11 protein-coding genes are annotated in these 13,784 nt (G+C 60.2%); all 11 read right to left on the bottom strand.

The window, feature by feature from the left end; translation table 11 throughout:
* Nucleotides 1–3: 3 nt before the first annotated feature.
* The 11 genes from HMPREF2547_RS01845 to carB all read right to left on the bottom strand — a co-directional run bounded on the left by HMPREF2547_RS01845 (nucleotide 4) and on the right by carB (nucleotide 13,777).
* On the bottom strand, nucleotides 4–1,461 hold the full coding sequence (locus HMPREF2547_RS01845; protein WP_070604555.1) for an RsmB/NOP family class I SAM-dependent RNA methyltransferase: 1,458 nt from the start codon (nucleotides 1,459–1,461) through the stop codon (nucleotides 4–6).
* A complete protein-coding gene (gene fmt, locus HMPREF2547_RS01840) occupies nucleotides 1,462–2,436 on the bottom strand; it encodes a methionyl-tRNA formyltransferase (RefSeq protein WP_070604553.1) in 975 nt (324 codons plus the stop codon).
* 94 nt (nucleotides 2,437–2,530) lie between these two features.
* Entirely contained in the window at nucleotides 2,531–3,034 is a 504-nt protein-coding gene (def, locus tag HMPREF2547_RS01835) for a peptide deformylase (protein WP_016422719.1), read from the bottom strand.
* Nucleotides 3,035–3,094: 60 nt separating this feature from the next.
* Complete coding sequence (locus HMPREF2547_RS01830; protein WP_070604551.1) at nucleotides 3,095–5,131, bottom strand: primosomal protein N'; 2,037 nt, start codon at nucleotides 5,129–5,131, stop codon at nucleotides 3,095–3,097.
* Nucleotides 5,132–5,180: 49 nt separating this feature from the next.
* Nucleotides 5,181–6,398: a methionine adenosyltransferase gene (gene metK / locus HMPREF2547_RS01825; RefSeq protein WP_070438390.1), complete on the bottom strand. Its 1,218-nt coding sequence runs from the start codon at nucleotides 6,396–6,398 to the stop codon at nucleotides 5,181–5,183.
* Between the two features lie 118 nt (nucleotides 6,399–6,516).
* On the bottom strand, nucleotides 6,517–7,797 hold the full coding sequence (gene coaBC, locus HMPREF2547_RS01820) for a bifunctional phosphopantothenoylcysteine decarboxylase/phosphopantothenate--cysteine ligase CoaBC (protein ID WP_070547083.1): 1,281 nt from the start codon (nucleotides 7,795–7,797) through the stop codon (nucleotides 6,517–6,519).
* Between the two features lie 27 nt (nucleotides 7,798–7,824).
* A complete protein-coding gene (gene rpoZ, locus HMPREF2547_RS01815; RefSeq protein ID WP_005510796.1) occupies nucleotides 7,825–8,103 on the bottom strand; it encodes a DNA-directed RNA polymerase subunit omega in 279 nt (92 codons plus the stop codon).
* A 117-nt stretch (nucleotides 8,104–8,220) separates the two neighbouring features.
* The gene (gene gmk / locus HMPREF2547_RS01810; RefSeq protein ID WP_070438382.1) at nucleotides 8,221–8,793 is read right to left on the bottom strand and encodes a guanylate kinase; all 573 of its coding nucleotides are present in this window, start codon (nucleotides 8,791–8,793) and stop codon (nucleotides 8,221–8,223) included.
* A gap of 5 nt (nucleotides 8,794–8,798) precedes the next feature.
* A complete protein-coding gene (mihF, locus tag HMPREF2547_RS01805) occupies nucleotides 8,799–9,125 on the bottom strand; it encodes an integration host factor, actinobacterial type (RefSeq protein WP_016422714.1) in 327 nt (108 codons plus the stop codon).
* A gap of 421 nt (nucleotides 9,126–9,546) precedes the next feature.
* The gene (gene pyrF / locus HMPREF2547_RS01800) at nucleotides 9,547–10,416 is read right to left on the bottom strand and encodes an orotidine-5'-phosphate decarboxylase (RefSeq protein WP_070604550.1); all 870 of its coding nucleotides are present in this window, start codon (nucleotides 10,414–10,416) and stop codon (nucleotides 9,547–9,549) included.
* A 1-nt stretch (nucleotide 10,417) separates the two neighbouring features.
* Nucleotides 10,418–13,777 carry a carbamoyl-phosphate synthase large subunit gene (gene carB, locus HMPREF2547_RS01795; protein ID WP_070604548.1) on the bottom strand — a complete coding sequence of 1,120 codons (3,360 nt, stop codon included), beginning with the start codon at nucleotides 13,775–13,777 and terminating at the stop codon, nucleotides 10,418–10,420.
* Between the last annotated feature and the right edge of the window lie 7 nt (nucleotides 13,778–13,784).

The raw sequence follows: 13,784 nt of genomic DNA, 5'->3' as shown, positions 1-13,784 counted from the left end.
AGCCTAGTCGTTCTTGCGCAAAACTGAGAAGAACATCGCATCGGTACCGTGGCGGTGTGGCCACATCTGCACAGATGGATACGGTCCGACATCAGTCATCGGCGCTACCAACTCGTGTGCATTCAGCTCCGTCACCGGCAATTCCGTCACTGCCCTATCGACAATGCCCCTGGTTTCCCGCAGATGCGGAGAACACGTGGAATAGACGATGATGCCACCCGGCCGTGCCAGACGCACAGCTTCACTGAGCAGTTCAAACTGCAGCGCAGTCAAGGAGTTCAGATCGGACGGCGACTTCCGCCAGCGCGCTTCCGGGCGACGGCGAAGCGAGCCCAAACCAGAGCACGGCGCGTCTACCAAAATGCGGTCAAAGCCTGCCTCCAGCCCGGTATCGCGACCATCCGCAACCGTTACAGTCACTGGCAGCCCGGCCGTGGCCTTCTTCACCAGTTCTGCGCGAGTCGCAGATACCTCAACAGCATCGAGCTTCGCGCCCTCAATAGCAGCGATGCCACCGATGAAAGCTGACTTACCACCGGGGCCGGAACACAGATCTAACCAGCGGCCGCTGTCTTCACCGGCAACGGGTGCCATGGTGACGGCACGCGCAATGAGCTGAGAACCCTCGTCCTGCACCGCAGCCAAGCCCTGTCGGACCGGCTCCAATTCTCCTGGGGCACCGGAATCCAAGCGCACGCAGTACGGCGACCACGGTCCCTCTTCACCGCCGGTAATCAGTGCCAATTCTTCAGCCGTAATCTCGCCCGGACGAGCGACCAAGTGCACCAACGGGCGCGCATCGTCGGCAGCGAGTGCCTGCTGCAGCTCACCGGCTTGTGCACCGAGTGCGCGGGCAAACTCCATCGCAATCCAGCGCGGGTGGGCATGCTTCATCGCTACGTAGCCAATCGGATCGGTCGCAGGATCCGGCGCAATCTCAGCCACCCATTCGCTTTCGGTCTTCGAGGAAACCTTCCTCAAAATGGCATTGACAAAGCCGCGCGCACCAGGTCCCGCCACCTTCGCCACTGCCCGCACCGAGGTATCGACCGCAGCGTAGGCGTCGACGCGCGTACGCAGCAGCTGGTACGTGCCCAGGCGCAACACATCCATCACCGGTCCAGCAATATCGCTTAACGGGCGTGACGACGATGCCTCAATCACGGCATCCAACAGGCCTTCCGCCCGCAGTGTGCCGTACGTCAGCTCCGTTGCAAAAGCAGCATCCCGACCCTTGAGCTTGTGTGCCTTCAGCAACTTGGGCAGCAGCAGGTTCGCGTAAGCATCATTCTCGCGAACGTCGGCTAGTACCTTCAGTGCGACCTTGCGCGGCTGGTCAATGCCACCGCGATTGTCCCCACCTCGGTTGTCACGGTTACGGTTGCGGTCATTGCGGTTCTGTCCGCTGCGGTTGCCGCGCTGCCGTCCGCCACCGGTGTGGCGGGGTTTGTCGTTGCCCATTTACTCGCAGACCTTTCCGCCGGGTTGGCTACCTCGCGCCCAGTCGGACGCATCCATCATCTTCTTACCCTGTGGCTGCACCTTCACCAGCTGCACATAGCCATCGGCACAACGCACAGATACTCGGTGCTTCTCCACTACCAACTCACCCGGTGTGGCGGCTGCCGCCTCCGGAGCAGCTGCCTTTCGCACCTCGTCGACCGCGGCGCTGTCCTCGTCGGAAAGCGGGGTGAGCTCTCCGACCTTCAAACGTGCACCGTCGAGAGTCGTCCACGCACCTGGGGCAGGCGTGAATGCACGAGCGCGGCGGTCAAGAAGATGACGCGGCTGAGTCCAAACGATTCGGGCATCCTCCGGCCCGAACTTAGCGGCGTAGCTGACATCCTGTTCCGGCTGAGCGGTCGGACGCAACGCACCGGCTTCGATGCCGTCCATGGTGGCAGCTAGGAGATCCGCGCCGGAGTATGCCAGGCGGGTCAAGAGGTCGTCGGCATTATCAGTCGGGCGAATCGCTTCGGTGACGGTACCGAAAACTGGTCCGGTATCCAGGCCCTTTTCAATCCGGAAGGTACTGGCACCCGTGACCTCGTCGCCAGCGGCGATAGCTGCCTGCACCGGCGCGGCACCTCGCCAAGAAGGAAGCAGCGAGAAATGCAGATTGACCCAGCCGTGCGTCGGTACATCGAGCAAATCCTCCGGCACGAGATTGCCGTAGGCGACCACCGGGATGCAGTCGGCGTTTAATTCGCGGATCTGCTGCTGGATCTCTTCATCGCGCAGGGTCGTCGGGGTGAGCACGGGAATGTCGTGTTCCAAGGCCAGAGCCTTCACCGGCGAGGGCGAAAGCGACTTACCGCGGCCACGGCGGGCATCGGGGCGAGTGAGAACAGCGACGATTTCATGACGGGAGTCTTCGAGCAACTTCTTCAGTGCAACGACAGCAGGTTCCGGGGTTCCGGCAAAAATCAGGCGCACAGTAAGTGGATTCCTTCCTGGTGGACCTAGTTGTTCTAGTTAATCTAGTGATGAAACTCGGGGCGCCACACCCAGGGGTCTAGGCGCAGGTGAGTTAACCGCGGTTGAGGAACCAGTCCTGCTCACGCAGAGAACGCATCGCGGTCTTGCGCTCGTCGCCCTCGAGACGCTTCAAAAACAGCACACCATCCAGGTGGTCGCTTTCATGCTGCACACAGCGAGCCAGCAAATCATCAGCTTCGAAGCTCACCGGTGTGCCGTGGCGATCCTGGCCAGTAACGCGCACACGTGCGTGTCGAGTCACGGGTCCATTAATACCCGGGATAGATAGGCATCCTTCGATTTCGTGGACAGTCTCGTCGCCGATGGCTTCCCATTCCGGATTGACGATGTGCCCGCGGGTGCCGTTGCAGTCGTAGACGAAAACGCGCTGCAGCACGCCGACCTGGTTTGCCGCGAGCCCGACGCCCTGTTGCTCGTCCATCGTGTCGAACATGTCATCAATCAGGTGCGACAGCGTCGCGTCGAAATCAGTGACGGTATCCGCCTTGGACAGCAACACCGGATCGCCGAAAAGACGTACCTCACGAACTGCCATGAACTTAGAGCCTCCAAGAAAACTGGTGTGAATCAAGCGATAACGCGCTCATTTTAGCAGCTAGCCGAAATTAATCGGATCGACGACAACGCGCACCGGCGTCGGGTCCTTCCTGGTCGCTCGAACGACCTGTGCTGCCTTCAACGCCGCTCCCACCGCCCGTGCTTGCCGACGGTCACAGCGCACCAACATCCGCTGAATAGGTGTACCCGGTTCCACGCCTGCTGGTGGTCTGGCGTTGCGGGGAAGGTCTACCGGCCCCAGGATTTCCGCGCCCGATGGAACCTCCAGGGACTCCATGAAGTTACGCAGGCCCTCTTCAGTCCCGTCCACCGCTGCCACGTGAAAGGCCGGAGGCAGAGCGGCGGCTGTACGGTCGGCCAATTCCCTGTTCGCAGCGCCTACCGCGTCCCATGCCAGAAGATCGGCCACAGTCGGGACTGCAGCATCCGCATCGATAACCACTGCCCCTCCTCGCTCCCGCGGGCGCGCAAGCGTGACAGCTCGAGACCAATGCGCATAGGCCTCTTCATGAGCGCGCAAGTCCTGCCGGCCGAGCATCGCCCAAGTGTCCAGCAGCATCACTGCTCCGTAGCCCTCCGGCGCATAAGGCTCGGCTCCCGGCGTGGCCACCACGACCCTCGGGCCTTCGGGAATGTCGTCAACAATCCGTTCGCCAGAGGAAGCGACGACTGGGAATGGACTGAAAATACGACCAAACTCTTCCGCCGTACGTTCACTGCCGACCACGACTGGCCGAATCTTGGTGGAACCGCAGCTATGGCAACGGTGGTGGATGTCGATGCGGCCACACCACCGACAGGTCGGCGGCGCCGGATCGTCCGGGTTATCGGACGGTGGAATTCCCAGTGGACCGTTACACCAGCGACAGCGCGCAGGCGCGCCACAGGAGCGACACGACAATGTCGGTACATATCCCTTGCGGGGTACCTGGACCAGAATCGGAAGCTCTTCGCGCAGCGCGGCTTTTGCCCGTCGAAAAGCGATGGCAGGAAGGCGTCCCCTACTCACGTCATCCGGGTCTTCGGAAGTGTCCGTGGAGGCAATCATCTCCGGCATGGATTCAGCGAGGGCGTCGGCGCCTGCAACCAGATTGTGCGCCCAACCTGAGGAGACCAGCAGCTGCACCTCTGCTGTACGGCTATACGATGCAAAAATAAGAGCGCATCCCTCCTGCGCACTTCGCGTGACCAGCACCTCGCGAGAGTGGACGTAGGGTGCGCGGGGGTCTACGAGGTTGTCATCGCCATCATCGACAATCACTGCTAAACGCAGATTCTGCACTGGGGCGTACGCTGCCGAGCGCGTTCCGACGACTATGCGCCCCTGGCCGTGCAGGATATCCAGGTAGCGGCGATAGCGGGACTCGGGACCGAGACCAGCCCCGAGAAGAGTGAGCTGACGGGCAGAAATGAGCTCGCGAAAAGCGCTCTCGAAGCGTGCCTGCGTGCGTGCGTCCGGCACAATGATGAGAACACCGCCACCATCGCGGGCGACCAAAACGCTGAGCGCGGCGAGCATGGCTGCCACCTGTTCCCCTGGAACTGGCTGCCACGCTGCGCGTGCCGGGGCGCCCTTGCGGACGGAATCGACAAAGGATTCGCCGAAGACATAGTTGCCCCACGCGGAAAGGTCCGGATCCTCGGTGGCAAGCTTTCCCAATTCCTCCCACGTTGGGGGCATCTTCTCCTTGCGGGCACGTTCGGCCCGTGCATGACGGGTTGGGATGGCGGATCGAATGATGTTTGAGCGTGTTGCGCCGTAATACTCCGCCAGAGAATCCACCAACCGTCGAAGCTGTGGCGGATAGACAACCTCAGTGCTGATGACATCCTTGAGATAGGACAGTTTGCCGTCGTGAGTGGGCGTGGCACAGCGCTCCAGCACCAGCGCATTGACCAATTGGCCGTGGAATCGAATCCGCACCCGGCAACCGACAACCGCTTCCTCCGCTAGCGCGCGCGGAACCAGGTAATCGAAGGGGCGATCCAACTGCGGCAGCCCCAAAAGTGGAAGCACCCGCGCGACAGGCAGCTTCTCAGCTGCGGCGGCGGGTGCGAAAGGGGCGTCGGTCATAGAGTCTTACTCTACTTCCCCACCCCAGGGTCATGCTGGCGGGTGGTGTTTATCCCAGGCCAGCGGCTGCGCGGAGCTCTTCAACACGGTTGAGTTGCTCCCACGGCAGGTCCAAGTCAGTTCGGCCGAAGTGACCGTAGGTGGAGGTCTGCGCATAAATCGGGCGCAGCAAGTCCAGGTCACGAATAATAGCGGCCGGACGAAGGTCGAAGACCTTGTTGATAGCCTCGCGGATGGCGTCGTCCGAAACGTGACCGGTGCCGAAAGAGTCGACGTAAAGGCCTACCGGGCGAGCGCGGCCGATAGCGTAGGCGACCTGAATCTCCAGGCGGTCAGCCAGACCCGCAGCCACGGCATTCTTCGCAACCCAACGGGTGGCATAAGCGCCGGAGCGGTCCACCTTTGACGGGTCCTTACCCGAGAATGCGCCGCCACCGTGACGAGCCATACCGCCATAAGTGTCGACGATAATCTTGCGGCCGGTCAGGCCGGCATCGCCCATCGGGCCACCGATAATAAACTGGCCAGACGGGTTGACCAGCAGATTCAATTCTTCGGTAACAAAGCGCTCGCGCAAGTTAGCGTCGTCGAGCACCCAATCGACTACGTGAGTCTTAATCTGCTCGGTAATCCACTCCTGGGTCACATCCGGGTCGTGCTGCGTGGACACCACAACAGTGTCCAAGTACACCGGGTTATTGTCTTCGTCGTAAGCGAAGGTGACCTGAGTCTTACCATCCGGTCGAAGCGATGGGACGATGCCTTCCTTGCGTACCTGCGTCAAGCGGCGAGCCAGGCGGTGTGCCAGCGCAATCGGTAGCGGCATGTACTCCGGAGTTTCGTTGGTAGCGTAGCCGAACATCAGCCCCTGGTCGCCAGCGCCCTTGAGATCTTCTGCTTCGACTTCGCCATCAGAGCTGCGTGCTTCCAGAGAAGTGTGCACACCGTCGTGAATATCTGAGGACTGCTCACCGATCGAAACGGAGACGCCGCAGGTCTTGCCGTCAAAGCCCTTTTCAGAAGAATCGAAACCGATCTCCTTCAGTCGACTCCGGACAATACCGGGGATGTCAACGTAGCTCTTCGTGCGAACTTCGCCAACAACATGGACTAAACCGGTAGTCACCACAGTCTCAACGGCGACCATCGATGCAGAATCCTGCGCGAGCATAGCGTCAAGGATGGAGTCCGAAATCGAGTCGCAAATCTTATCTGGGTGCCCCTCGGTAACAGATTCACTGGAAAACAGCCGAAGATTAGAGGCCACGAGCAGTACAACTTTCTTCTAGATCATTTCCCCAGCCCTGCGATGTCGCTGCGGCGTGGGTTTTCGTTTGATTCGATAATTATAGACCAAGCGGTTCAGTCGCCGTAGTAGGCACCGGCTACTCCGCTGGCTGAGGTTCCTGTCGCAGCTCGGAGACTGCATCCAAAATCGAACCGGCTACCGAGAACTTTGAGCCTCGCGGCACGTCCCACTGCTCGCCATCGAGAGACAGCAACCATCCGACATTGTCCGTCGCACCGAAAGTTTGCCCACCTGAGACGTCGTTACACATGAGCAAATCGCAGCCCTTGCGCACAATTTTCTGCTTCGCAAGCTCGAGTGGCGTCGTCGTCTCGTCGCCGGTCTCAGCCGCAAAGCCCACCATCGTCGTGGTTGCCGGAATCTCGCCCGCTTTACGCCGCTCCACAGTGGTAGCCAGAATGTCAGGGTTTTCTACGAGCTGGATGTTGCTCAAAGCGTCGTCTGCGACGCCCTTCTTCATCTTGGCCCCAGCGGTCGATGCCGGACGGAAGTCGGCGACGGCAGCGGCAAAAATGCAGACATCGGCCAACTTGGAGTGTTCGTGGGCGGCCTTGGCCATCTCCAAAGTGGAATCAACCTTTACAACATTCGCGCCCAGCGGTGTCGGCAACTGATCTGTATGTCCTGCCACCACAGTGACCTGAGCGCCACGCTGTGCTGCCATCTCAGCTAGCGCGAAGCCCTGACGCCCTGAGGAGTGGTTGCCGATAAAACGTACCGGGTCGATAGCCTCACGGGTGCCACCGGCAGTAATCATGAAGCGCACGCCCTCGAAGTCGCGGCGGAAGTGGCGCGGATTCTCGACTGCCGCTAATGCCAGCGAAACTATCTGCTCTGGCTCCGGCAGACGACCTGGACCAGTGTCCTTACCAGTCAAACGGCCATGGGCCGGATCGAGGACAATAGTGCCATGGCGACGAAGAATCGCGACATTATCGCGCGTAGCTGGATGGTTCCACATCTCAGTGTGCATGGCAGGAGCCAGAACCACCGGGCAGGTCGCCACAAGCAAAGTTGCGGTGAGAAGGTCGTCGGCACGCCCGTGTGCGGCACGCGCCATAAAGTCGGCAGTCGCGGGAACCACGACGACGAGGTCGGCCTCCTGCCCCACGCGGACATGCTGAACTTCATCGACTGCGTCAAAAACCGTAGTCGACACCGGGTTCCCCGACAGCGCCTCGAAAGTAGCCGCACCTACAAAATTCAATGCGGACTCGGTGGGAACGACGCGAACATCGTGACCGAGTTCCTTGAAGCCACGAACAACGTGTGCGGCCTTATATGCAGCGATGCCGCCGGCAACCCCGACGACAACCTTTAAACATTCGGATACGTCAGCATTACCGGCGGCATGCATACAGATATCTCCCCTTAAGGAAATGCTCTAGCCCTCAGTGTGGTCCAGCAGACCAGCGTTGATTTCACGAAGAGCGATGGACAGAGGCTTCTCAGCGACCCCCGGAGTAACCAGCGGGCCAACGTACTCCAGCATGCCTTCGTCAATCTGCTGGTAGTAGTCATTAATCTGGCGTGCACGCTTGGCAGCGAAGATAGCCAGAGCGTACTTCGAAGAAGCCTTACCAAGCAGCTCATCGATCGGCGGATTGGTAATACCAATTGGCGGGTCGAACACTGCCTCGGTGGCGGTATTTTCCTGGGTCACGAGAAATCTTTCCTCAATAGAACGTGAGTTACTGGGGTGACAATAGAAACCGTCGGAGCAATAGAAACACCATTGCTTGGAAACGATTTCTACTATCGATGATGTGGAGTCGCCCTGTTACTTGCCAGTAGTCAGCGCCTGAGCGATGGCCGCCACAGCATCATCGACATTGTCGTTGACAACAACCTCATCGAATTCGTGCTGAGCATCCATTTCCACTCGCGCGGTTTCCAGGCGACGCTTGACTTGCGCCTCGGTTTCCGTGCCACGACCAGTGAGCCTGCTGACGAGAATCTCCCAGCTTGGCGGAGCCAAGAACAGCAGGTGAGCATTCGGCGCTACCTTACGGATGGAGCGGGCTCCCGCCAGATCCACCTCAACGAGTACCGGACGTCCCTCGGCGAGAGCTTTATCCACCGGGCCACGCGGCGTTCCAGAACGCTGCAGACCACCGTGGATTTCAGCCCACTCGAGCATCTCTCCTGCATCAATATGCTGTTGGAACTTCTCCGGGGTCACGAAGAAATAGTCGCGGCCATCGACCTCACCCGGCCGTGCGGCGCGGGTGGTCATGGAAACGCTGAAGTACAGTCCGGGAACCTCGGCACGGAGCCGACTGACAACAGTGGATTTTCCCACACCGGCAGGGCCGGCAAGGACTACCAGCTGACCGTTTTCATTCCCGGCCACTGCGACTAGTCCTCCACTGCGTAGCCGAAGCGCTCCAGCAGAGCGCGACGCTGACGGTCACCCAGGCCACGCAGGCGGCGGGTCTGAGCAATCTCCAGGTCATTCATGATGTCCTGTGCCTTGACCTTGCCGACCTTCGGCAGAGCCTCGAGCAGAGCGGAGACCTTCATCTTGCCGATGATCTCGTTCTCGTCAGCCTGCTTGAGAACCTCTGGCAGGTCGATAGCGCCACGCTTCAGCTTGTCCTTGAGCTCTGCGCGTACCTTGCGGGCCTGAGCTGCCTTCTCGAGTGCTGCTGCACGCTGCTCCGGGGTCAACTGCGGAAGGGCCACGTGTTCCTCCGTAAAAATAGATTGGTTAGTTTCTTATTTACTTGCACGAGCCTCGCGTCCACCAAGGGCAGGCAACGACACCGTGCTTAACGATTGGAGACCGTACCGCACTTACCGGTTGTTGAGGCAAATGCTGACGGGGTGTCGATAAAAATGACACCAGGGCTTTATCCGCCCCACCTTTCGGTCGTGGTCAACCAACTCCGGCGATTGTAGCACCGTTTGCCCAGGAGAATGGAAATTGACCACGGTTTTTGTACGAAATCTCCCAGGAATCGTCACAGTAACTTGCCTATACCTACTCCGCCGCCACCTGAGGCTCATTAGGATAATCTCGGCAGCTAGGTACGGAAGAAGCCCGCAGGGGCAACTGTTCTATGAGGTGCGCCCTGCGGGCCTCTGCCAAATCGTCGATTCGCTGCTAACTCTCGGATAGGAACGGAGCCGCAGCTTCAATAGTTGCGCGCCGCAGCGCAGCAGGATCAGACCCAGCGGAGAGAATTGCACGCGAAATATTTGGCAGTGCAAGCCCCTTGGATTCCCCTGCCAGACGATCTACATCGGCCGGGGTTCCACCCTGAGCTCCCACACCGGGCATGAGAATGGGACCGCGCAGGTCACTGAGCACCGGGGCGTCGTCAAGCGTTGCGCCAACAACAACGCCGATGCTGCCCGCCTTTGCACCAGCGTCAATCTGGCGGGCATTAATAGCGGCTGCCTGGTTGACCATGGTCTGAGCCAGACTCTCACCCGAAACCGTCGCCTTCTGTACGGACGCACCTTCCGGATTGGACGTTGCGGCCAGCACGAACAGGCCGCGTCCGTTCTCCAACGCCAACGAAAACGCCGGATCAAGAGCACCGAACCCAAGGTACGGAGATACCGTCAGTGCGTCGGCGGCTAGCGGCGAGCTATCCGACAGCCAGGCATCAGCGTATGCAGCCATCGTCGAACCGATATCGCCCCGCTTGGCATCTGCAATCGACAGCGCACCGGCGTCCTTCAGATCTGCCAACGTCCGCTCCAGGACGGCAAAGCCCTTGGAACCGTAGGCTTCAAAGAACGCCACCTGGGGCTTGACGACGGCAACGATGTCACCGAACGCCTCGACGCATGTGGCGGCAAAACGCTCTAGACCGTCAGCCGAATGCGGCAACTGCCAGGCATCCAGCAGCCCCGGGTGCGGGTCGATGCCCACGCAGAGCCGACCGCGCTCGGCGACAACCTCGCTGAGGCGATCGCCGAAACCTTTGACTGTCCGCACTGCGGAACCTTCAGCCTTCGCGGTCATGTTAGGCCTGCTCCTGAGCAGCCAACTCTGCCGGGTGGAGTTCCTGCAGAGCCTTAACGCTCATCTCACCGTTGCGCAGTGCCAGAATGCCCTGCAGTGCGGCGACGGCCCCCTGAGCGGTGGTCACACAAGTTACGCCCTGGCTCACAGCAGCAGCGCGAATCTCATATCCGTCAGAGCGTGCGCCAGCAGAACCGGACGGGGTGTTGATAATGATGTCAACCTCACCGTCGCGAATCATGTCGACGATGTCGCGCTCGTCCGTCGGTGCTTCGGAATCAGTCGTACGCTTTGCGACGACCTCACACTCAACACCGTTGCGGCGCAGCATACCGGCCGTACCCTCCGTTGCCAGGATGCGGAATCCCATATCCGCCAGCGTGAGGATCGGGAAGACCAGAGTGCGCTTATCGCGGTTGGCCAGCGAGACGAAGATCGTGCCCTCGGTCGGCAGCTCACCGAAACCGGCCAGCTCGCCCTTGGCGAAAGCGGCACCAAAGTTGTCGGCCAGGCCCATGACTTCACCGGTGGACTTCATCTCCGGGCTCAGCAGACTGTCGAGAGCGCGGCCCTCGAAGTCGCGGAAGCGGTTGAACGGCAGGACGGCTTCCTTAACCGCAATCGGAGCGTCAGCAGGCAGAGAGCCGCCGTCGAAGTTGGACGGAATCATGCCCTCTTCGCGCAGTTCCGCGATAGTAGCGCCCATCATGACGCGGGACGCGGCCTTAGCCAGCGGAACTGAGGTTGCCTTGGAGACAAACGGTACGGTACGAGATGCACGCGGGTTGGCCTCGATGACGTAGAGCGTCTCGTCCTTGAGTGCGTACTGAACGTTCATCAGGCCCTTGACACCGATGCCGTGTGCCAGTGCCTTGGTGGATTCACGCACCTTGTCGATGATGCCTGCAGACAGAGTCATCGGAGGCAGCGCACACGCGGAGTCGCCGGAGTGAATACCGGCTTCCTCGATGTGCTCCATAACGCCGCCGAGGTAGACCTCTTCCCCATCACACAGTGCATCAACATCAATCTCGATGGCGCTGTCCAGGAAGCGGTCAACCAGTACCGGGTGCTCATTGGACAGCTCGGTAGCGCGGTTGATGTAGTCCTCCAGAGTGGCCTCATCGTAGACGATTTCCATGCCACGGCCGCCGAGGACGTAGGACGGACGGACCAGCACCGGGTAACCGATACCAGCGGCAACCTGGCGAGCTTCTGCGAAGGAGGTGGCGGTACCGAACTCCGGCGCCGGCAGCTTGGCCTCAGCCAGCACCTTGCCGAACTCACCGCGGTCCTCAGCCAGGTCGATTGCCTCTGGGCTAGTGCCGACAATCGGAACACCTGCGGCCTGCAGACGCTCCGCCAGGCCCAGCGGGGTCTGGCCACCGAGCTGAACAATGACGCCTGCGACCTTTCCGGACTGGCTCTCAGCGTGGTAGACCTCGAGGACATCCTCGAAAGTCAACGGCTCGAAGTAGAGGCGATCTGCGGTGTCGTAGTCGGTGGAAACCGTTTCCGGGTTGCAGTTGACCATGACGGTCTCGTACCCAACCCGGGAGAGCTCGAGCGCCGCGTGGACACAGGAGTAGTCGAACTCAATACCCTGGCCGATGCGGTTAGGACCGGAACCGAGGATGATGACCTTTTCCTTTTCGGTCTGCGGGGCGACCTCGGACTCAGCAGCCGGGTCCAGCTCGTATGCCGAGTAGTGGTACGGAGTCTGTGCTTCGAACTCGGCGGAGCAGGTATCGACAGTCTTGAATACGGGGTGGATGTTCAGGCGCCAGCGCAGCTCGCGCACGCCGTCTTCCCCGGCCAATTCCGGACGCAGCGCAGCAATCTGGGCGTCGGACAGTCCCCAGTACTTAGCCTCACGCAGCAGGTCGGAGGTCAGCACCGGAGCGTCGATAAGCTCCTTGCGGATATCCTGCAGGTTTTCCATCTCGGCGATAAACCACGGATCCAGGCCGGAAGCTTCGTGGATCTGCTCGATGGAAGCACCCAGACGCTGAGCCAGCTCAACGTCGTAGATGCGACCTTCAGTCGGACGCTTCAGGTCCTCAAGGACAGCGTTGACATCGTTTGCGCGCTCACCTGCAAAGTCCTCATCCGGAACAGTCCAGAAACCAGCTGGCTTGTTCTCCAGCGAACGCATGACCTTACCGAGCGCGCCGATGTAGTTACGGCCGATAGCCATGGCCTCACCGACGGACTTCATGGTGGTGGTCAGCGTATCGTCAGCACCTGGGAACTTCTCGAAAGCAAAGCGTGGAGCCTTGACAATCACGTAATCCTGCACCGGCTCAAACGCTGCCGGGGTTTCACCGGTGATGTCGTTGGTGATCTCATCAAGGGTGTAGCCGATAGCCAGCTTGGCAGCAATCTTTGCAATCGGGAAACCAGTTGCCTTGGAAGCAAGCGCCGACGAGCGGGAGACGCGCGGGTTCATCTCAATGGTGATGATGCGGCCGTCATTCGGGTTGATGGCGAACTGGATGTTACAGCCACCGGTGTCAACGCCGACCTCACGCAGAATTGCGATGCCCTGGTCACGCATGGTCTGGAACTCGCGGTCGGTCAGAGTCATCGACGGAGCGACAGTCACCGAGTCACCAGTGTGGACACCGAGGGCATCAACGTTTTCAATGGAGCAGACCACGACAACGTTGTCGTCGCCATCGCGCATGAGCTCGAGCTCAAATTCCTTCCAGCCGAGGATGGACTCCTCGATCAGAACATTGGCCTCGGGCGATGCGGCCAGGCCGCCACCTGCAATACGGTCGAGGTCTTCCTGGTTGAAGGCCAGACCGGAACCCAGACCGCCCATGGTGAACGACGGGCGAACAACGACCGGAAGACCGAGCTCTGCAACAGTCTCATGGACTTCTTCCATGTTGTGGCAGACGCGGGAACGAGCGGATTCGCCACCAATCTTGGCGACGATGTCCTTGAACATCTGGCGATCCTCACCGCGCTGAATGGCCGGAATATCAGCACCAATCAGCTCGACATCGTACTTCTCCAGAATGCCCTCGCGGTCCAGCTGAATAGCTGCGTTCAGTGCAGTCTGGCCACCGAGAGTTGCCAGGACAGCGTCAATCGGGTTGCCCTCTGCAGCTTCCTTGGCCAGGATCTTTTCGATGTACTTGGTTTCAATCGGCTCGATATAGGTGGAGTCTGCGAACTCCGGGTCAGTCATAATCGTTGCCGGGTTGGAGTTGACCAGCGTGACTCTCAGGCCCTCTTCGCGCAGCACGCGGCAAGCCTGGGTGCCGGAGTAGTCGAACTCGCAGGCCTGACCGATAACAATCGGGCCGGAGCCGATAACCAGTACGTGGTTGATGTCTGTACGACGTGGCATGGTGTTA

It is taken from the genome of Corynebacterium sp. HMSC055G02 (assembly GCF_001809065.1).
In the GTDB taxonomy this organism is placed as follows: domain Bacteria; phylum Actinomycetota; class Actinomycetes; order Mycobacteriales; family Mycobacteriaceae; genus Corynebacterium; species Corynebacterium jeikeium_D.
This window is presented reverse-complemented; position numbering and strand designations above follow the sequence as displayed.